The 19,271-nt window shown below is 38.1% G+C and carries 20 protein-coding genes and 1 tRNA gene; 7 read left to right on the top strand and 14 right to left on the bottom strand.

The window, feature by feature from the left end:
- Positions 1-113 precede the first annotated feature (113 nt).
- From K2F26_RS07165 to K2F26_RS07150, 4 genes are all read left to right on the top strand, one after another.
- Positions 114-350: a DNA-directed RNA polymerase subunit omega gene (locus tag K2F26_RS07165; RefSeq protein ID WP_096570468.1), complete on the top strand. Its 237-nt coding sequence runs from the start codon at positions 114-116 to the stop codon at positions 348-350.
- Between the two features lie 72 nt (positions 351-422).
- The gene (locus K2F26_RS07160; RefSeq protein ID WP_220610916.1) at positions 423-926 is read left to right on the top strand and encodes a hypothetical protein; all 504 of its coding nucleotides are present in this window, start codon (positions 423-425) and stop codon (positions 924-926) included.
- A gap of 182 nt (positions 927-1,108) precedes the next feature.
- Positions 1,109-1,474 carry a DUF1818 family protein gene (locus K2F26_RS07155; RefSeq protein WP_220610915.1) on the top strand — a complete coding sequence of 122 codons (366 nt, stop codon included), beginning with the start codon at positions 1,109-1,111 and terminating at the stop codon, positions 1,472-1,474.
- A 140-nt stretch (positions 1,475-1,614) separates the two neighbouring features.
- Positions 1,615-1,688 (top strand) — tRNA-Pro (locus tag K2F26_RS07150).
- A 2-nt stretch (positions 1,689-1,690) separates the two neighbouring features.
- On the opposite strand, the gene K2F26_RS07145 is transcribed toward K2F26_RS07150, so the two are convergent.
- From K2F26_RS07145 to K2F26_RS07120, 6 genes are all read right to left on the bottom strand, one after another.
- Positions 1,691-2,263 (bottom strand): 5-formyltetrahydrofolate cyclo-ligase, encoded by a 573-nt coding sequence (locus K2F26_RS07145; protein ID WP_220610914.1) that lies wholly within the window; start codon positions 2,261-2,263, stop codon positions 1,691-1,693.
- Positions 2,264-2,453: 190 nt separating this feature from the next.
- Complete coding sequence (locus K2F26_RS07140) at positions 2,454-2,666, bottom strand: zinc ribbon domain-containing protein (RefSeq protein WP_302850059.1); 213 nt, start codon at positions 2,664-2,666, stop codon at positions 2,454-2,456.
- 49 nt (positions 2,667-2,715) lie between these two features.
- The gene (locus tag K2F26_RS07135; protein WP_220610913.1) at positions 2,716-3,660 is read right to left on the bottom strand and encodes a GDP-L-fucose synthase family protein; all 945 of its coding nucleotides are present in this window, start codon (positions 3,658-3,660) and stop codon (positions 2,716-2,718) included.
- Positions 3,661-3,839: 179 nt separating this feature from the next.
- Positions 3,840-4,919, bottom strand: a complete 1,080-nt coding sequence (gene gmd / locus K2F26_RS07130; protein WP_220610912.1) for a GDP-mannose 4,6-dehydratase — start codon at positions 4,917-4,919, stop codon at positions 3,840-3,842.
- Positions 4,920-5,335: 416 nt separating this feature from the next.
- Entirely contained in the window at positions 5,336-6,094 is a 759-nt protein-coding gene (locus K2F26_RS07125; RefSeq protein WP_137666546.1) for an undecaprenyl-phosphate galactose phosphotransferase family protein, read from the bottom strand.
- A gap of 112 nt (positions 6,095-6,206) precedes the next feature.
- Complete coding sequence (locus K2F26_RS07120) at positions 6,207-7,349, bottom strand: glycosyltransferase (RefSeq protein WP_194051710.1); 1,143 nt, start codon at positions 7,347-7,349, stop codon at positions 6,207-6,209.
- Positions 7,350-7,549: 200 nt separating this feature from the next.
- On the opposite strand from K2F26_RS07120, the gene K2F26_RS07115 reads away from it, so the two are divergent.
- Positions 7,550-8,482, top strand: coding sequence for an NAD-dependent epimerase/dehydratase family protein (locus K2F26_RS07115; RefSeq protein ID WP_220610911.1), 933 nt, complete (start codon positions 7,550-7,552; stop codon positions 8,480-8,482).
- Positions 8,483-8,589: 107 nt separating this feature from the next.
- On the opposite strand, the gene K2F26_RS07110 is transcribed toward K2F26_RS07115, so the two are convergent.
- Positions 8,590-9,315: a Uma2 family endonuclease gene (locus K2F26_RS07110; RefSeq protein WP_220610910.1), complete on the bottom strand. Its 726-nt coding sequence runs from the start codon at positions 9,313-9,315 to the stop codon at positions 8,590-8,592.
- A gap of 296 nt (positions 9,316-9,611) precedes the next feature.
- Here K2F26_RS07110 and K2F26_RS07105 point away from each other — a divergent pair, with 296 nt between their 5' ends.
- Positions 9,612-11,054, top strand: a complete 1,443-nt coding sequence (locus tag K2F26_RS07105) for an IS5 family transposase (protein WP_220610909.1) — start codon at positions 9,612-9,614, stop codon at positions 11,052-11,054.
- A 53-nt stretch (positions 11,055-11,107) separates the two neighbouring features.
- On the opposite strand, the gene K2F26_RS07100 is transcribed toward K2F26_RS07105, so the two are convergent.
- The 4 genes from K2F26_RS07100 to K2F26_RS07085 form a co-directional block, all read right to left on the bottom strand.
- Complete coding sequence (locus K2F26_RS07100) at positions 11,108-11,854, bottom strand: creatininase family protein (protein WP_220610908.1); 747 nt, start codon at positions 11,852-11,854, stop codon at positions 11,108-11,110.
- 345 nt (positions 11,855-12,199) lie between these two features.
- Positions 12,200-12,472 carry a cupin domain-containing protein gene (locus K2F26_RS07095; RefSeq protein WP_220610907.1) on the bottom strand — a complete coding sequence of 91 codons (273 nt, stop codon included), beginning with the start codon at positions 12,470-12,472 and terminating at the stop codon, positions 12,200-12,202.
- A gap of 22 nt (positions 12,473-12,494) precedes the next feature.
- Entirely contained in the window at positions 12,495-12,833 is a 339-nt protein-coding gene (locus tag K2F26_RS07090) for a Mo-dependent nitrogenase C-terminal domain-containing protein (protein WP_220610906.1), read from the bottom strand.
- 640 nt (positions 12,834-13,473) lie between these two features.
- Positions 13,474-14,253: an HAD family hydrolase gene (locus tag K2F26_RS07085; protein WP_220610905.1), complete on the bottom strand. Its 780-nt coding sequence runs from the start codon at positions 14,251-14,253 to the stop codon at positions 13,474-13,476.
- Positions 14,254-14,367: 114 nt separating this feature from the next.
- Here K2F26_RS07085 and K2F26_RS07080 point away from each other — a divergent pair, with 114 nt between their 5' ends.
- Positions 14,368-15,216 carry a hypothetical protein gene (locus K2F26_RS07080; RefSeq protein ID WP_220610904.1) on the top strand — a complete coding sequence of 283 codons (849 nt, stop codon included), beginning with the start codon at positions 14,368-14,370 and terminating at the stop codon, positions 15,214-15,216.
- A 17-nt stretch (positions 15,217-15,233) separates the two neighbouring features.
- Here K2F26_RS07080 and K2F26_RS07075 read toward each other — a convergent pair whose 3' ends face one another.
- From K2F26_RS07075 to K2F26_RS07065, 3 genes are all read right to left on the bottom strand, one after another.
- On the bottom strand, positions 15,234-15,974 hold the full coding sequence (locus K2F26_RS07075) for a DevA family ABC transporter ATP-binding protein (RefSeq protein WP_220611813.1): 741 nt from the start codon (positions 15,972-15,974) through the stop codon (positions 15,234-15,236).
- Between the two features lie 116 nt (positions 15,975-16,090).
- Positions 16,091-17,245: an ABC transporter permease DevC gene (gene devC, locus K2F26_RS07070; RefSeq protein ID WP_194057741.1), complete on the bottom strand. Its 1,155-nt coding sequence runs from the start codon at positions 17,243-17,245 to the stop codon at positions 16,091-16,093.
- A 381-nt stretch (positions 17,246-17,626) separates the two neighbouring features.
- Positions 17,627-19,066 (bottom strand): HlyD family efflux transporter periplasmic adaptor subunit, encoded by a 1,440-nt coding sequence (locus K2F26_RS07065; protein ID WP_194057743.1) that lies wholly within the window; start codon positions 19,064-19,066, stop codon positions 17,627-17,629.
- Between the last annotated feature and the right edge of the window lie 205 nt (positions 19,067-19,271).

Below are 19,271 nucleotides of genomic sequence, written 5' to 3'. Positions count from 1 at the left end.
ACAAATCAAGAATTTTTGTGTTATTTATGTGTTATTTATAATATATGCAATTCCAATTTCTCAGTTTCTTTTGGTACTGCTAAACTGGTTGAGAATCCTAACAAACACAAATTATGCTGAAGCGTTCCAAGTTCGAGACAACCCAATCTCAAATTATGCACCGTGCCGAGGATCTGATTAGCGCCGCTTCAAATCGCTATCGGATTACTGTGCAAGTAGCTAATCGTGCCAAGCGTCGGCGTTACGAAGATTTTGAAAATAATGAAGATAGCATGATGAAACCTGTACTTAGAGCCATTATTGAAATGTCTGATGAACTAACTCAGCCAGAAATTATCGGCGATTTGTAATTTAGGCGATTTGTAATTTATATGATGCTGGGGATGGGTTATTAGTTCCCATTTCCCAGTTTTTCTCTAAACATGAAAAAGACAAAACTTTTATTTTTGCGCTTTCATTCAGGACTGATAATTACAGTAATAACTGTGAGTTTATTGGTTTTGGGTTCAGGAAACTTCTATTTTCTTAGTATCTCACCTGCTGTAGCCCAGAGAATCAGCCCTAGTGATATTTGGCAGTTAGTGTATCAGCAATTACCATATCTGCCAAAAGAAAATCAATATATCAGTAAAGAAACTGGAAAGGTGGCTGAAAATAATACTTTAGCTAGTCGGTTGCTTCGTTATCACATTTATGTAAAAGGTAGAGCGCCTATATATCGTTTCGATTGGAAACTAACTTTAGCTGACTATTTGAATGCCAATGAAATTATATATGAAGCTTCCTATCCGGGTAATGATTCCTTAAATCAAAATCCCTTAGAGGGCGATCGCACTGCTATAGCTAAACTCACCCGCAACCAACGTCATCAGTTAGTACAAGTCCTGGTTGATATTTTTAATACTCCATCATCAGGTGACAGGTGACAGGTGACAGGTGACTGGGGAGGAAAATTTTAGATTTTAGATTTTAGATTTTAGATTGGAGATCACAAAAACAATCCAAAATCCAAAATCCAAAATCCAAAATAAAAAACTCCTGCCTCTTGCCTCCTGCCTTCTGTTCCCTGTTCCCTGTTCCCTGCTCCCTATTCCCTCACCAATAACTAATGGAAAAAGTAATTAAAAGCGGAACTGGTTGGCATATAGGTTGGAATCCAGACGCACCCGAATTTAAAGGCTTAGTTGGTACAGATAATTGGGCGGTTGAATTAACCGAAGTTGAATTAGATGATTTTTGTCGCTTATTAAATAAGCTTGCAGATACGATGAAGCATTTAGCGACAGAATTAATGGATGAAGAAAAAATTGCCTGTGAAGCCGAAAGTGATTTATTATGGATGGAGGTAGAAGGTTATCCCCACTCCTATAGTTTGCGCTTTATCCTCAACACTGGGCGATGTGCAGAAGGACAATGGGATGCTCATGCTGTACCGGGTTTGGTGGCAGCAGCGGCGATGCTGAAAGTTTTTTGAAAAACCCCTTGCGTTTTCCTTAGACTTTTGATATATTTAGAAAAGTGACTTAATAAAGGTTAGATTCAAAATATAGATTCACAAATTTGGAAAAATCCCCAATCCAAAATCTAAAATTGAGAATCTAAAAGTTAGGTTAGCGGGGCGTAGCGCAGCTTGGTAGCGCGCCACTTTGGGGTAGTGGAGGTCGTGGGTTCGAATCCCGCCGCTCCGATTTTATCGGAAGTAAATTTCCGATTCAGTAATAACACCTTGTAAACGTTTATCCCAATTATCAGAGGGTAGTTGAGAGAAATAGGCAAAGTCAAAAACTACTCCTATAGTGGGTAATTTAGACCAAACGGGAGAACTCAAAAAACGGTCATAATATCCACCACCATAACCTAAACGATATCCTTGGCGATCGCAAGCTACACTAGGAACAAGAATTAAATCGACTTCTGTAGGATCTATAGTTGGTGCTTCTGGGTGTGGTTCAGTAATACCATAATTACCAGTTTGCAGTATATCATCTGGCTGCCACAAATGCCAGGATAGAGACTTACCAACACAACGGGGAAAACCCCAACGACGCTGCGAGTCGGTAAACAGTGGACTTAAATCAGGTTCTTGACGAAAGCTGAAATAGGCCAGGATAGTAGTTGCTTGGCTAAATAAAGGCGAATTTTGCAGTTGTGAAGAAATGCGATCGCTCTTTTTTTGCCAATCTTGAACAGTCATAGATTGACGTTTTCTTAGCAAACTACGTCGAATTTCTGTTTTGTTTAGCTGTGAATCAATTTTTAGCAATGTGCGAACAGGTGAATTGATAATTGATAATTGATAATTGATAATTGATAATTGATAATTGTTTCATTCAAGGGTAATTGTCCATTGTTAATTGTCAATTGTCAATTGCTGCTATATAAAACCTAGACAAAAATAGACTTTACTTTCTACTTCAACGGGAGCATGGGAGCAGTTATCCCTCGGTAGACTTTCACGCTTTAGCCAAACGCGATAAATTAATTGCAGCATTCAGATCCCTATCCATCTCAAAACTACAGTTCTCGCAGTGATAAATTCTTTCAGATAAAGAAAGACTATCTTTTCTATGTCCACAGTGAGAACAGGTTTTACTTGATGGATAAAATCTATCAGCAATTATAATTTCACAACCAAACTTTTTAGTTTTATATTCTAGCTCTTTGATGGCATTCCCAGTCAGAGACTGGGAACGAGATAAAATGCTAGGTTTTTACCTATGCAGCGTTTTGACGATACCACTCAATGGTATTTTTTAGCCCTTCTTCAAAGCTGACTTGAGCATTGAAACCAAACGCTTCCTTGGCTTTTTCCGTATCTAAACAACGTCTTGGTTGTCCGTTGGGTTTGTCAGTTTCCCAAACAATCTCCCCTTCATACTCCATTAACTCACAAATCAGAGTAATCAAATCTCTAATAGAGATTTCATAACCTGTACCCAAGTTAACAGGATCAGACTCATTGTAGAACTGAGTACCCATGACAATACCCCGCGCTGCATCTGTAGAATACAAAAACTCGCGGGTAGGAGAACCATCACCCCAAACAGGAAGTTGCTTTTCTCCCTTAACTTGTGCTTCGTGAACTTTGCGGATCAAAGCTGGAATAACATGAGAACTTCTAGGGTCAAAATTATCTTCAGGACCATATAAGTTCACCGGGAGTAGGTAAATACCATTAAACCCATACTGCTGACGGTAAGATTGCAGTTGGACTAACAGCGCCTTCTTAGCTACTCCATAAGGAGCGTTGGTTTCCTCTGGATAGCCATTCCACAAGTCTTCTTCTTTAAAAGGGACTGGGGTAAATTTAGGATAAGCGCAGATAGTACCAACGCAAACGAACTTTTCTAAACCTGCTTGATAGGCCGCATGAATTAGCTGAGTACCCATGATCAAGTTATCGTAAAATAACTCACCTGGTTTTTCGCGGTTGAGGCCAATTCCACCGACATGAGCAGCTAAGTGAATAACAATATCCTGTTGATTAACTGCACGTTGGCAATTTTCCCAAACTCGTAAATCACAATCACGCGATCGCGGTACTGTAATTTTCTCACGGTCAGCCCCAGCTTGACACAATTGATCAATTACTTGACGGCCAAGAAAACCTGCACCACCAGTAACAAGAATGCGTTTATTTGTTAATTCTAAAGCAGTCATTCGATTTTGGATTTTAGATTTTGGAATAAACAGGAGTCAGGAGTCAGGAGTCAGGAGTCAGGAGTCAGGAGTCAGGAGTCAGGAGTCAGGAGTCAGGAGTTCAGAAGTTCAGGATTTCAGAACAAATATTCCCCAGTCACCAGTCACCAGTCCCCAGTCACCAGTCACCTTTCACCTAATTAAAAATGCAAAGAACCTAATTCTTGACGAATAGTAGCAATATCTTGGGGTTGTTGTGAACCATTGCCATTAGGGGAAGTATAACCTAGTGCTTGTAAGTCAGCTTCTACCATTAAAGAAACAAGTTCTTTGAAGGTAACAGAAGGTTTCCAACCTAACTTTTGTTGTGCTTTGGTAGGATCACCAATTAATAAATCTACTTCTGCTGGTCTGAGATAGCGTTGATCAAATTCAACATAATCTTGCCAGTTGAGATTAACATAACCAAATGCTAATTCCAAAAATTCCCGTACTGAGTGAGTTTCCCCTGTAGCAATAACGTAATCATCTGGATGATCTTGTTGCAACATCAGCCACATTGCTCTAACGTAATCTTTGGCATAACCCCAATCACGTTTAGCATCTAAATTACCCATATATAAGACTTTTTGCTTACCAGCGACAATGCGAGCAACAGCTCTGGTGATTTTTCTAGTAACAAATGTTTCACCCCGACGGGGTGATTCATGGTTAAAAAGAATACCGTTGCAAGCAAACAAGTTATAGGATTCTCGATAATTTACTGTTTGCCAGTGGGCATAAACTTTAGCACAAGCGTAGGGACTGCGGGGATAAAAAGGTGTTGTTTCACTTTGGGGGACTGCTTGCACCAAACCATACATTTCTGAAGAACCGGCTTGATAGAAGCGTACTTGAATCCCTGTGCGGTGTTGATAGTCGCGGATGGCTTCTAATAAACGAAGAGTTCCCATCCCTACAGCATCTACTGTATATTCAGGAGAATCAAAACTAACTCTAACGTGAGATTGAGCGCCTAAATTATAAATTTCTGTGGGTTTAACTTCTTCTAAAATGCGGCGCAGGGTAGTACCATCAGTTAAATCGCCGTAGTGGAGAAATAATCTTACACCTTCTTTATGTGGATCTTCGTAAATATGATCAATGCGATCTGTGTTAAAGGTAGAGGTACGGCGGATAATTCCGTGAACTTCATAACCTTGTTCTAGTAAAAATTCGCTTAAGTAAGAACCATCTTGACCTGTGATACCAGTAATCAACGCTCGTTTTTTTTCTGTCATGCCCAATTATCTCTTGTTGTTGAAGTTGTAAAATTTACAGGCAATACTAGATAAATTAGCAACTCATTGCTAAAATTGCCTGATTTTAAACATACAAGTCTTAGTTGCTATTCAAGCTCAAATGTCAACTACTGTACTAAACAAAAACCATTTTAACAAGTTAGGTTTCCATTATCTATAAAAACAAAGCGGTTAAGTTTGTCTGCCAAGATCCAAAACTTGACCTCAAGGGGTTTCAGGCTTTTTTCTAATAATTTTTCTGAGATTTGCAAAAATTAAATAAACTATAGATTTATATGAAGATTTAATAAAGTTGACAGTAGACGTTGTAGCATTTTTTTGTGAGGCTACTGATTTTATTAGGTTTGGCATTAGCCATACTCCTGATAGGGGAGTGTGGCGTTAGCCATAGGGCGTTAATAAGCCCCGTTATTTTTAGGCATGATTACCACATTAATGGTTTTCAAGATGATCCATAAATCTAGCCAAAAATTTCTGAATTTAACATAGTGTAGGTCTATTTGGACTCGCCGGGGGTAAGGTATATCATTACGTCCAGATACTTGCCATAATCCAGTAATGCCTGGACGAATGGTTAAAACTTCATTAATGTGAGAGCCATATTTGGACAATTCTTCCGCTACTAGGGGGCGGGGTCCGACTACACTCATATCCCCTTTTAAAACGTTCCAAAATTGGGGAAATTCATCTAAGCTGGTAATTCGCAGTAAGTGACCAATTTTGGTAATCCGGGGGTCTTTTTTCAGTTTAAAAGTGCTGGTAAATTCTTGACGTAACTCTGGGGAAGTTTCCATCATTTGGGCGAGTATTTCATCCGCATTTGTTACCATTGTGCGGAATTTGATACATTTAAAGGGACGATAGTTTTTACCAACTCGTTCTTGGATATAAAAAATCGGACCTTGTGAGCTTACAGCAATCAGTAAGGCCAAGATTATGTATATCGGGAAAAACAAAATCAAAACCGACAAAGAAAATGCAATATCGAACAGTCGTTTGGCTAACTCTCCGTTTAAACCCTGATCAGATAAACCTCTGGGTTTGATCTTGGGCGGTTTTGATTTTTGACCACGTTTGACTAAAGTATGCGTCGAGGCATTAGCATCTTTACGTGGGTATCGCTTGCCGGAGAGAAGTGAACTCTGGGCAGTCATCATACTCCTTAATAATCCACACCACACATAGTCCCAATCTTAAAGCTAAAAGGCAGTGATTCTGGGGGGAAATTCCCAAAAGCCTAGAAAATAAATACAAAAATCCTGAATATTATTTCAGGGAAGGTCTTTTTTCTTGACACTGATTCAGGAAATCTAGATAACGATCTGCAAAAACCTGTCTCGAAAACTGACTAGCGTGTAATTTTATATACTCAGATTTTAAAAAATCCTGATAGACTTCAAACTTTTCTACGGCCTCCACCAAAGCTGCTACTGTTTGTTCTTTAAAGAATATACCTGTTCCGGTGTCCATACAAGTGCGAATATCTCGCACGGTTTCTAAAGCACCACCAGCACCATAAGCAATAACAGGAGTACCACAAGCTTGTGCTTCTACTAAGGCAATGCCAAAATCTTCACAAGCTGCATAAACAAAGGCTTTAGCACGAGCCATATAGGTTTTTACCATATCCTCAGGTTGCCATCCGAGTATTTGGATATGAGGACTGGCGATCGCTTGCAGATGTTTCATTTGCGGTCCTGTACCAATCACCACCAATGGTCGTTTGAGTTGATTAAAAGCCTGAACAATCAAGGATACTTGTTTGTAGCTGACTAATCGGGAAACGATCAGATAAAAATCCTCTTTTTCAGCGCAGAAGGGCAAGTTTTCGATGTTTACTGGTGGGTAAATGACTTTTGCTTCTCGGCGATAGCAACGCCAAATCCTGCGGGCTGTATGCTGGGAGTTGGCGATGAAGTAGTCAACCCGGTTGGCACTCAATACATCCCATTGACGTAAGCTATGCAATAAGTATTTTGTGATCCATCCAATTCCACCTTTTCCTAGTTTGCTTTGGTTGAGATAATCAAAGGTCAAGTCCCAAGCATAACGCATTGGACTATGGCAATAACAAATGTGCAGTTGATCTGGAGTGGTGAGGACTCCTTTGGCTACTGCATGGGATGAAGATAAAATTACCTCATATTGACGTAAATCTAACTGTTCGATGGCCAATGGTAACAAGGGTAAATATTTTTGTACCCCTTGACGGGCTAAGGGTAAATGTTGCAAAAAGGTTTTACCTATCTGACGCTGGTAGAGATAACTTTCTGGGTTGGTAGATTCAAAATCTATTAAGGCATATAAATCAGCATCTACATGATTTAATATTTCCTTGACTACGAGTTCTGAACCGCCTGTGGCTTTGGGTGTTAGCCACTCATGAACTAAAGCATATTTTGAAGACATGAGTTCAATTAAAAATTAAAAATTAAAAATTAAAAATGGGTAATTGGTAATTGGTAATTGGTAATTGGTAAGAATAAACTTTTGCCTCTTGCCTATTGCCTCTTGCCTTTTTACTGTCACCTGTCACCTATCACCTATAACCTGATAATCTCAACAATAGGGGTGTTTTGTCACCTGTGTTTATAAGGATTTGGGATTTTATGCGTATTCTGGTTATTGGTGGGACTCGGTTTATCGGTGTCTACTTGACTCAACTGCTGGTAAAAGCTGGCTATGAGGTGGTTTTGTTTAATCGTGGTAATCATCCCGCACCTGATGGTGTAGGACAGATTATAGGCGATCGCACTGACCCAACTCAGTTAAAGGATAAGTTATCACAGGAAAGTTTTGATGTCATTTTTGACAATAATGGTCGGGAACTTGCTGATACTCAACCTTTGGCGGAAATTTTCAACGGACGGGTCAAACATTTTGTTTATATGAGTTCGGCGGGGGTATATTTAAAGTCTGATCAAATGCCCCATATTGAAGGTGATGCTGTTGATCCGAAAAGTCGTCACAAGGGTAAGCACGAAACGGAAGCGTTTTTACAACAGTTAGGAATACCTTTTACTTCCATTCGTCCGACTTATATTTACGGACCACAAAATTATAATCCTTTGGAAAGTTGGTTTTTTGATAGAATTGTCCGCGATCGCCCTATTCCTATTCCGGGAAATGGTATGCACATTACCCAGTTAGGCCATGTTAAGGATCTAGCACAGGCGATGTTACAGGTAATTGGCAATGAAAAAGCCATTGGTGAGATTTATAATGTGTCAGGTGATCGCTTTGTCACTTTCGATGGTTTAGCCCGTGCTTGTGCGATCGCTGCTGGTAAGTCTGCGGATGAGATTAAAATCGTCCATTACGATCCGAAAAAGTTTGATTTTGGTAAACGGAAAGCTTTCCCCATGCGAGTACAACACTTTTTCGCATCGGTAAATAAAGCCATGACTGAATTAAATTGGCAACCAGAATATGATTTAATTTCTGGTTTAAAAGATTCTTTAAACAATGATTATTTAGCTAATGGACAAGATAAAACAGAAGTTGATTTTTCTGTAGATGATGAGATTTTGAAAGCTGTTTAATTAGGTAATGGGTAATAGGTAATGGGTAATGGGTAATCAATTTCATTTTTCCCAATCACCAATCACCAATCACCAATTACCAATTACCAATTACCAATCACCTTTCATTACAAATCATCAGGATTAATTCCCAATTCTCGCAACTTCGCCGCTAATTTATCAGCCCGTTGTCTTTCCTTTTCCACAGAGGTAAGAACCCAATTTCCTGCACTATCATACCAGCGTAACCATAAACGTTCAATCCCTTCAAAACTACCTTGCCAAAGTCCCACACCTAACTCTATTCCTGGCATCCAAATTTTACCAGAACTCACATCTATTTCTTCATAGCGATCCGCCACTAATTGAAATGCTTGTAATTTATCAGTGTACCGATCAAAAATAATATAATAAGGCACTCTGACAATTTTTTCATATACTTCCCATTTTGTAGGCGGTTGGTTCACTTCTCTCAAAGTTCTACCTAAATCTTCCTTTTCTGTTTTGGGTGACAATAATTCTACCATCACTAAAGGGGCAATTATTTCTTGCCACATTACATAACTTAAACGTAATTCTCGCTGATCAAATAAACGAGAAACACCAACCACCGCAAACCAATCTGGACGTTTATACCATAATGGATTACGAGTATCATAATAAAGATTTAAGTCACTGGCAACAAATACCTGATCTGGGGGATAATTAGCGGGTGAAAAGGTATCCGTTAAAAGTCTCGGTTGTAAAAGATGAAATTCGTCTGGCAACCCTGCATCCTCCACGTACTCACTAGGAAGATCATACATGGTAGGGAGGGTTTCTTGAGCAGGAACAGGTGGTTCTGTTTGGTACATAAAAATCATTCTTATTTAGTAGCTATTAGACAGGGAATTTATTCCCTTACTGCTTCTGGGAATAGCTTCTATAACTAAACCCTTATATAACAATTTTATAACCAATTACCAATTAATACAAAAGCTGACCAATAATAAGGATGATTAAAGTTTTCTTGCTTTAAAACTTCTAATTGGGGCTTGCTGAATAAACGCAAAAGCCAGATAAATAAAGAGTTTAGGGGTCAGAAAAGAGAAACAAAGTGCAAGAAAAAAGGGTAAAATATGTAAAAATCCTTGCATCAAGGTGCATCACAATGTATCGTAAACAAAAACAACAAGACACGCTACCGGAAGAGTTTGAACTACCCTTTGGGGGAAAACTAGCAGCAGATAACCGTTGGGTAATCTTAGCGAAAATAATACCGTGGACAGAATTTGAAGCAGAATACGCAGCCATATTTACTGAAGTTTTAGGCGCACCAGCCAAAACATTTAGAATGGCATTGGGAGCATTAATAATCAAAGAAAAACTAGGAACAAGTGATAGGGAAACAGTAGAACAGATTAGAGAAAACCCTTACCTGCAATACTTTATAGGAATGTCAGCCTATAGTAATCAAACACCATTTGACCCATCAATGCTAGTTCATTTTCGAGAAAGAATAGATATGAACCTAGTCAACAGATTGAATCAAAAAATAGTCAAAAAGGTATTAGAAAATCAAAAGGAGTCAGAAGTAAAAGGAAAAAAGTCAGAAGTCGAGGATTCAAAAAGTGAGGTGACGAATCGAGGGAAATTAATATTAGATGCCAGTTGTGCGCCAGCAGACATCAGTTATCCCACAGATTTAGGATTATTAAATCAAGCTAGAAAGCACACAGAAATAATTATAGATATATTATATAACTCTGTAAAAGTAAAAAATAGCAACAAACCAAGAACCTACAGAAAAATAGCCAGAAAGGAATATTTAGTAGTAGCCAGAAAAAAGAAAGTCCAATCCGCTGAAAGAAGAAAAGCCATCAAGAAACAACTGCAATATATCAAAAGAAACCTAGCGCACATTCAACAAATAATGAATGGGGGTGCATCACTCTTAGAATTGAGCAACAGACAATATAAAATGTTGCTAGTAGTGGCAGAAGTTTATCGTCAACAACTATGGTTATATGAACATGAGAAACGGAGTATAGAAGACAGGATAGTTAGTTTAAGTCAACCACATATTCGTCCCATAGTCCGTGGTAAAGCCGCTAAAAACACGGAATTTGGGGCAAAGTTCTCAGCTAGTTGTTTTGATGGATATGTATTTTTAGACCAGATTAGTTGGGATAATTTTAATGAATCTGTTCATGTAGATAAAATTTATCGTACTAGGGATAATCGAGACTGGTGTAAAGAAAGAGGAATTAGAATTAGTGGTCCGCCACTGGGTAGACCACCTAAAAATGTCAGCAAAGAAACAAAGAAACAAGCTATTGATGATGAACGGATTCGTAATTCTATTGAGGGGAAGTTTGGACAAGGAAAAAGAAGATTTAGCCTGGGTAGAGTTATGACTAAATTGCCTCATACTTCTTTAACTTCTATTGCTATTTCCTTTTTGGTTATGAATCTTTCTACCCTGTTATCAAGACTTTTTTGGGGATTTTTTTGTCCATTTTTCAAAATTACGTCTTTTCTCTCTTATTTGATTAGTGAAATTGATGTTTTCGTGAGGTTTAGACAACAAAAACTTATCTTTATTTCTGCTTGACTACCCACTCAATTTTCCTCAAGGTTTTTTTCGACTTTTTCAGCAAACCCTACTTATTCCTGATTGATAAACTCCAAATATCCCTTACTCAACTCCTCCACAGCTACATCATAAAACTGCTTACCATGTTCAGGAGTCGCTAAATCAGGATTTGAACCCATACGGCCATCAGGATAACGTAACCGGAAATCAGCAGCACCATAAATTTTATGTCCACCTGCAACTTCTGGAGACAAAGGAGCTTTTTTAATAGCTTCAGGATAGACATATTGAGTAACAGCAACTTCACTAGGAGTAGCATGAGAACCTTCTTGATCCCCATACAATTCTTTCGCTAGTTTATATACAGAACTGCACATAAACCAATTAGCAATTTGACATTGGACTTTTTGGTAGTTTTGAATTTGTAAATCTTCTAAATGTGCATAGGTTTCAGAAAAAGCAGCTTTTAAATTAGCAATATTTCCACCATGTCCATTAATAAAATAAAACTTCGTAAAACCAGCTTTTGCTAAACAAGTGATGTAATCTTTAATCACTAAAATTAAAGTGCTAGGACGTAAACTAATTGTACCGGTAAAAGCAGTGTGATGTAATGCCATACCGACATTAATTGTTGGTGCAACCATCGCTGATGTTGCTTTACCGACACCATGAGATATAGTCTCGGCACAAATCGCATCAGTTCCGATTAAACCCGTTGGTCCATGTTGTTCAGTTGAACCAATGGGAATAATAATTCCCTGAGATTGTTGTAAATAAGTTTCAACTTCTGGCCAGGTGCTAAGATGTAATAACATTTTGTGTAAATCTTATGTAAATAGGAAAATATAATTATATATCAGTTATTCCTGATTGATGAATATTTTTACAAATGATTTTTAAGCTTTAACTTTTAACTGGTAATTGTAATTGTAATTGTAATTGTAATTATTTGGGAGTCGCAACAAGTGATGAAAATATTGAACAATTGACAACTTGAATTTACAATTTGCAAATTATTGCAACTGGAGTTAATCAAACTCGTTGCGAATCTCCAGACAAGACTTACTCCAAGTAAATGATGAAATGTTTCTTTTGTAAATCGTCAACTATACCAGGAGACAAAGATCATAAATCTTGACTCTTGGTGCAGAAGTGCCGAATTAATTAAAGGAATAATGTTTTTTTACGTCTTTGATAATTTCCCATGTACAAGACATCCCAGCAGGAAATGTTACTAAATCTCCTTTACCCATTTTCACTGGTTGTCCGCCATCAGGGGTAACAACTACATCGCCTTCTAAAAAGTAACAAGTTTCTTCAGAATCATAAGTCCAAGGAAATTTGGAAGCTTGTTTTTGCCAAATTGCCCATTTGTATACACCTAACTGATTGAGGCTCTCTTGACTCGGTTGATGCTCGATCTTAATTTCCATTTGTTGTTGTATCTAGGGTGATTTAGCAGTAGGATTGAATATCCTCGCCACATTCATCTACTAAATAACACAATGCGCGAAAACGCAAGCCTACAAATTGTTCGTATAGGGGATTGAGTTTGCACATAGGGGGAATGTGGGCAATTTTGCGACCGAAAAATACAATATCACGTTCAAAGGGACATTGAGCAGGAATCAGTTTAGCGATCAATTTAGCTAGTTGACGATTGTGAAATTCGATTTCATCTAACCATTGACGTATTGGTTGTAGTAAATCAGACTTATGACTTGTTTGTTGGGTTGCTTCGATATGGCTAATCAAGTTAGGGAAAATGATAGATTGAGAATTTGTGGTGATCATAGTTCTACATCCTGTTGTCTTCTAATTGATAAACTTGATAAACTTCTGCCATTTTGGCTGATGACCATGCAAAATCTTACAGAAATCTGCGTTGCCTTAGTAATTCTAGATCAAAAAATTGCAATTGGAATATCTTACAAGTAATGGGCAGATAAATTCCTTAATTAATTGCTATTTAATCTCACGGTGTGTTGAATAACTGTCCCGTTAAATACAAAATAGCAAAGAAATAATAAAAATGGTATTACCTTAACTTATTAATTACTGATATCGAATATTGTGATCCCATATATCAATCCCAAAAGCTTGGTGGGAAAACTATACAGTGTTGCACATTGTCACTGTTCTCATCAAAATATAGGTTGAGTGTTGCTATAACGAGCGTCTATCAATATTCAGCAATGACCTTAACCGATTTTAAATCAAATCCTAGCCTAAAAAATGTTATATATATTACATAAGTTACCCTAGATATTATCTAACTAGTAGCAAGAAATTCTTTGATAAGAACAAACTAACAGACTGGTAAAATTAGTTTATAAAACACAAAATATGTTATAATAGGTGTAAAAATTTAGCTATCAGTAATCTGTAAATGGCGTAGCAATTTACTGATTTCTGAATTATTACTATAAATCATCTAACTTTTTGATGTTGACAAGCTTTGCAAAATATAACTAGATAACTCAAAAAATCCTGCTCCTTCAGCCGCATTAGTTACATAAGTAGGTTGATACTGTAACTGATTGGCATATTTCATCACATTTGCCACACCTACAGAAATAGGAAAATAACGACTATCAAATAAACTTTCATCATTGGGACTATCACCTACAGTAACAACTTGTTCTAGTGAATATTCTGGGAAGTATTCGCGTAGCACTTGTAACAGTCCCACAGATTTATTTTGTGCTTGTGGTTTAATGTGACATTGGACATTACTATAAGTAAATCCCCAACCCTCAAGTTGACAAAGGTTACTGAGATATTGCAATTCATTTAATGTCAAATCAGCAACATCAAATGTCCAATCAGTGACACGAAACCGATTGTCAGCAGATTCCTGAATTTGCGGAAATTGACTTTGTAATTTGGTAAAAGTTGTAGCTAAGTCCTGACGATGTTGAGCTAAATCAGGAATAGGTGTTAAAGTTAGTGGTTCTAATTTAAGAGATGAATAGAACAAACCCCCATTTTCTGCTAAAGCACCCGCAACTGGCATCAAACTACTGAGTCCACTTACCCAACCTGCGGAACGCCCGGTGACAATCAATACCTTAACTCCTGTGGCTGCTAAATTCTCCAAAGCTTGCAACAGTGAGGAGGTGAATTTTCCCTCTTGAGTCAAAGTTCCATCCATATCTGTGGCTACGAGACGTATATTCTGCCACTCATGAGAATTGCTAATGTGTCTGTACATATAAAAATGACAATCAAGGAATATGATGTAAAAAAAGATTGATAATACAGTAAAGTGATACCAAATATTTGGGCATCCTAAACATTATCAGTAAAATATTCTAATTTGCTAACCATGCTCAGTACCATCTTTCCAGCCCAGTCTTCAAAAGCCAAGACTACAAAGGCAATTCAACAAGTACCAGCCAATGAGTCTCCAACATCATCCTTATTCATGTATGCCAGTGGAGGACTGCTGTTAGGACTAATAGGTTTGATTATTTATGGCAAAGTTTTAGTCCATAAATATGAAAAAAGCGTCAAATTTGAAAAATTTCGCACGGGAGAACTAGAAAAAAAATTAAAGTTGGCGCTGGAAACCATTCGCAACATGGAAACCAACCCCGATTTAGTCCACTCGCGGGACTTTAACCTTGATTATCTGCGAATGCGGATGTCACAGGAAGTATTTCATTTTGCGATTGTTAATCAAATTAAAATCAAAATCAAAGATAAAATTTCTTTAGCACTGCGCCCAGGCCAGTCTCAACAGGGACAAGTAGGAGTTGCCAGCAGCAATGGTAGACAGGTAGACCAGCTTTTTGATGTTGAGTATGAAACTGGTGTACCACCTAAGATTGTCAAGCGAGTGTTGTTTAGGATTCAAATTCGGTTAATGAAGTTACCAACACAGGCAACTTCTACGACTATTAGCCAAATTATGGACTGTATAGAAACTTATCTGAGTCCTAGAGATGATCACGACTCATGGCAGCCAACGATTCAGGGTAGGATTGTCTATATGCACTGGGATCAAAAGGCTAAACCCACTCCTTTGCTGGTTTTGGAACAATCGAATGAAGGGGTAAATGTTACTTTCCGTACTACTCGCCAACCAAATGTTGCTGCACCTTCAGAGGGTCCAACAGGAAAGGCTAATGTTCCTCCACCACCAAAAAAAACAACTGGAAAAGCTAAGGCTTGACTCAGTAAACAGTTTAGTTAGTGAGACTCTGAAACTTGCTGGCCTACCTTGTGGCTGATAGGTATATTTTGAGCATCACGAGTTAACAAACCATCTTCCATTTCCACGATGCGATCAGCTATATCTAAGATGCGGTTATCATGGGTAACTAATAAAATTGCCGTTCCTTGTTCTTTAGCTAGACGCTGCATGATTTCTACCACATCACGTCCTGATTGTTTATCTAATGCTGCCGTTGGTTCATCTGCTAAAACTAATGGAGGTTGATTGACTAAGGCGCGGGCGATCGCTATCCTTTGTTTTTGCCCACCAGATAAATTGTCTGGGTAGTAATTCATCCTTTCAGCTAACCCCACTGCCCCCAACATAGCTTCTGATTTTTTAATAGCTTGGGATTGAGAAATACCCCCGTTTAATTCCACTGCCATTTGTACATTTTGTCTAGCAGTTAAAAAACCGAGTAAGTTGTGAGCTTGGAAAATATAACCTATATTACGCCGACTCTGTACCAATCGACTTTGACTAGAACCAAATAGTTCCTTACCTAAAAATTTCAGGCTTCCTTCTTGTACAGACCGCAACCCACCAATCAAGCTCAGTAATGTGGTTTTACCTGAACCTGATGGACCAGTCATAATGACAATTTCTCCCGGATATATTTCTAGGTTAATATCAAATAAAATTTGTTTTCTCAGCGCCCCTCGACCATAATAATGGTTGATATTTTTAATGGCAATTACTGGTTCTGAAGTGTTCATCATAGGTGATTGGTGATTAATAATTGACAATTGATAATTGATAATTGACAATTTTTTCATTCCAAGGTTGAAACTTATCCTTTCAAGGAGAAAGAAACAAAAAATTTCCTCATGCCTTAGAAAATATCAGCAGGATCGGCAGAACGTAATTTTCTCATGGCTATTACACCAGAAATAAAACACATTAAAATAGTTAATATTAGTACCATAATAGCCCGATAAGAACTCATAAAAACTGGTAAAAGTGTAGCATCTCTAGCAACTTTGTAGAGAAACAAAGCACAAGCAAATCCAGGAATGTATCCTAAAACTGCTAACATAAAAGCTTCTTGCAGAATGACAGTTAATAAATAATTTTGTGTATAACCTATGGCTTTGAGAGTAGCATATTCAGATAAATGATCTGTTACTTCTGTATACAAAATCTGATAAACAATTACAGTTCCCACAATAAAACCCATAATTGTCCCTAAAGTGAAAATAAAACCAATCGCGGTACTCGTTGCCCAGTAGTTTCTTTCAAAATCAATAAATTCTTGTTTGGTGAAAACATTCACATCTGTAGGTAAATAAGTCCGCAAATATGCAGCCACTTGGTTGACATCTGAACCGGGTTTTAATCTAATTAACCCGATATCAATTAATCCTCTTTGGCGATTATTAAATATCCGCAAAAAGTTGACATCACTGGTAATTAAATTGCCATCTGCGCCAAAGGATGCTCCTAAAGTAAATAATCCTGCTACTTTAATTCGTCGTCTTCTCACTTCTGCTGTGACATTTTTTCCCTGTTCAAAATTACTAGCAATAGGTCCATATTCTACCCTAGAAGAACGGTCAAATAATACCACATCTGGCATTTCCAATTTATTGATATTTTCTTCTACTCCGGGTAAATCAAAAACATTAAATTCTGGGTTGAAGGCAAAAGTTAGGATACTGCGAGGGCGACCAGTAATAGGATTTTTCCAAGTGGTATAGTCTAAATAGATCGGATGCACTGATTCCACTGCTGGCAGATCTAAAGCTTTATATAATCTCCTTTGGGAAAAAGGTTTCATTGCTAATACAGCATTAGATTGATTGTTAATTACAACAATATCACCCTTTAAACTGCTGTGCATTCTGACGTTACTGTAATATAGTGCATCCCGAAAACCTAGCTGCATAAACATCAAAATATCAGCAAAGGCAATACCTGATAAAGCCACAGCTAGGCGAGTTTTTTCTCTTGTCAGTTGTAGCCAAGATAGAGGTATTTTTTTAGTCATTTAATTTTGGATTGGAGATGTTGGATTTGGGATTAATTAAATGAATCAATTCCAGGTATTATGGGAATATCCCAAATGTGGAAGTTGATTTTTATCTAATAACAGAAAATTATCCCAGGCTGAATTTGATTGAACCGCAAAGACGAGACAGTGCGTTGGGCGGCTCTGCCGACTTGTAGTAACTGGCGTGCAAAGGACACAAAGGTAAGAGAGTTTTAGAGAGTTTTTGGTGTGGCTGTGTTGATTTTTTCTTTTATGGGGATGCTCCCGGTTTTATTACTGTCAATTTATCGCAGATTGCAGATCAATGAGGTACAGAATTTAAATTTAAACCTATATACTTTCGCTAGTTTTACTCCTGACTCCTGATGTAATTTCAAGTTAGTTGGTTTTGCTAATGTTATCAGTGTTAATTTCCACAATCACTTTAGCGTTAGTTAAACCAGAAATTCGTTGACTATCTGCGGGAGAAAGAGCAATTTTGACTTCTACGACTCTGGCATCAATATCTGCGGCTGGATCTGTATTCAGTACATCTTTTTTACCGATTTTTCTGCCAATTTCTGTGATATTGCCTTTGATTTGCCCGCTAAATGCGCCGTTATCACTGGTGATAGTCGCAGTTTGACCAACACGAACTTTACCAATACTATCTTCGGGAATTTCAGCAATGACAAACATTTGATCGGTTTGTCCAATTTCTGCAATGCCATTTGTACTCATGACTTCCCCGGATTTGGTGTGAACTTTTAAAATTTCTCCAGGGGTTGGGGCTTTGACATAACTTAGTTGCAGTTCTGCTTGGGCTTTTCTGACAAAGGCGATCGCATTACTAATTTGAGCTTGTGCCATTTGTACGTCAGTAGGACGCACATCTAATAACCTGCTTAATCTCGCTCTTTCTTCGTCAATTTGCTTTTGTAATGTGGACACAGTTTTGTCGCGGGTGGCCGTAGCCTCGATCAGTTGCTGCTGTAAAGTAGCGATAGTTTGGATTTGAGTAGCTCTAGCTTCAGCAATTTGTTGTTGTAGTGTTCCTAGTGCTTGTCTTAAACTAGCTTGAGTTTCCCGCAGTTGCTGAGTAGCGGTGACAGCACTCAAACGTCTTCTATCCCGTTCTTGCTGGGAAATAGCCCCCTGTTGATATAAAAACTCATAGCGTCCGGCATCAACTTGAGCATTGCGTTGTTCGGCTTGTATCCGGTTAATTGTGGCTCTTAAACTATCTCTTTGTCCACTGAGTTCGGCTTCTAGACGTTTAATTGTGGCAGTTTGGGCGATTTTTTCCCCACTTAACTCGGCAGCGATGCGGGCAATAGTCGCTTGTTGGGCTTGTTTTTCTCCTTCTAGCTGTGCTTGTAAACGAGAAATGACCGCTGTTTGAGCTTGAATATCTCTTGGTGAAGCAGCTTTTACTTGGGCTAAATTAGCACGAGATTCTTGTAGTCTGGCTTTTGCTTCTTCGACTGCTGCCATGTTGGTGTCGCGGCTGTCTAAAATGGCAATAACTTGACCTTGCTGTACTTTTTGTCCTTCTTTTACCAATAGTTGTTGTACTCGTGAACCTGCTGATAGTCCTGAGTTGGGAGCAGCTATTTTAATTACTTCTCCTCGCGGTTCTAATCTGCCCACAGCATTAATACTACTGGGAGTTGGGGCTATGGATACGGAGGAAGTTAGTTTTTTTAATTGTTCAATTCTGGCTGTACCTAGAATACCAGCGGCGATCGCTACTGGTAAGGCTATAGCAACTTTCAACCAAACTTGAGATTTTTCTAGTGCCGATTCTGTTAACTTTGGCTTTTCAGTCACCCTTGACATGGTATGTTGCCCTTTTATCTAATTTGTGATTTGTGAAAGTAAAAAAGCAAATTAGCCTCAGTTGATTTGGTAAAATATAAGTTGTGATTGCACAAAAAATTACAGGAATTCGCAGTGTTTAATTCACCACATTCAGCACCCAGATAAGCAAATATTAAGAAAATATTTTTTATTGCTGATGATTTATCCCAGCAATATGGAATAA

This window comes from Sphaerospermopsis torques-reginae ITEP-024 (assembly GCF_019598945.1).
Taxonomy (GTDB): domain Bacteria; phylum Cyanobacteriota; class Cyanobacteriia; order Cyanobacteriales; family Nostocaceae; genus Sphaerospermopsis.
This window is presented reverse-complemented; position numbering and strand designations above follow the sequence as displayed.

What these genes read in the sequence shown, in the direction of transcription:
- K2F26_RS07065 (WP_194057743.1), bottom strand. Translation starts at nt 19,066, where the DNA reads ATGTCAAGGGTGACTGAAAAGCCAAAGTTAACAGAATCGGCACTAGAA.
- K2F26_RS07095 (WP_220610907.1), bottom strand. Translation starts at nt 12,472, where the DNA reads ATGGAAATTAAGATCGAGCATCAACCGAGTCAAGAGAGCCTCAATCAG.
- gmd (WP_220610912.1), bottom strand. Translation starts at nt 4,919, where the DNA reads ATGACAGAAAAAAAACGAGCGTTGATTACTGGTATCACAGGTCAAGAT.
- K2F26_RS07155 (WP_220610915.1), top strand. Translation starts at nt 1,109, where the DNA reads ATGGAAAAAGTAATTAAAAGCGGAACTGGTTGGCATATAGGTTGGAAT.
- K2F26_RS07165 (WP_096570468.1), top strand. Translation starts at nt 114, where the DNA reads ATGCTGAAGCGTTCCAAGTTCGAGACAACCCAATCTCAAATTATGCAC.
- K2F26_RS07125 (WP_137666546.1), bottom strand. Translation starts at nt 6,094, where the DNA reads ATGACTGCCCAGAGTTCACTTCTCTCCGGCAAGCGATACCCACGTAAA.
- K2F26_RS07120 (WP_194051710.1), bottom strand. Translation starts at nt 7,349, where the DNA reads ATGTCTTCAAAATATGCTTTAGTTCATGAGTGGCTAACACCCAAAGCC.
- K2F26_RS07135 (WP_220610913.1), bottom strand. Translation starts at nt 3,660, where the DNA reads ATGACTGCTTTAGAATTAACAAATAAACGCATTCTTGTTACTGGTGGT.
- devC (WP_194057741.1), bottom strand. Translation starts at nt 17,245, where the DNA reads ATGACTAAAAAAATACCTCTATCTTGGCTACAACTGACAAGAGAAAAA.
- K2F26_RS07075 (WP_220611813.1), bottom strand. Translation starts at nt 15,974, where the DNA reads ATGAACACTTCAGAACCAGTAATTGCCATTAAAAATATCAACCATTAT.
- K2F26_RS07090 (WP_220610906.1), bottom strand. Translation starts at nt 12,833, where the DNA reads ATGATCACCACAAATTCTCAATCTATCATTTTCCCTAACTTGATTAGC.
- K2F26_RS07110 (WP_220610910.1), bottom strand. Translation starts at nt 9,315, where the DNA reads ATGTACCAAACAGAACCACCTGTTCCTGCTCAAGAAACCCTCCCTACC.
- K2F26_RS07080 (WP_220610904.1), top strand. Translation starts at nt 14,368, where the DNA reads ATGCTCAGTACCATCTTTCCAGCCCAGTCTTCAAAAGCCAAGACTACA.
- K2F26_RS07115 (WP_220610911.1), top strand. Translation starts at nt 7,550, where the DNA reads ATGCGTATTCTGGTTATTGGTGGGACTCGGTTTATCGGTGTCTACTTG.
- K2F26_RS07100 (WP_220610908.1), bottom strand. Translation starts at nt 11,854, where the DNA reads ATGTTATTACATCTTAGCACCTGGCCAGAAGTTGAAACTTATTTACAA.
- K2F26_RS07105 (WP_220610909.1), top strand. Translation starts at nt 9,612, where the DNA reads ATGTATCGTAAACAAAAACAACAAGACACGCTACCGGAAGAGTTTGAA.
- K2F26_RS07085 (WP_220610905.1), bottom strand. Translation starts at nt 14,253, where the DNA reads ATGTACAGACACATTAGCAATTCTCATGAGTGGCAGAATATACGTCTC.
- K2F26_RS07160 (WP_220610916.1), top strand. Translation starts at nt 423, where the DNA reads ATGAAAAAGACAAAACTTTTATTTTTGCGCTTTCATTCAGGACTGATA.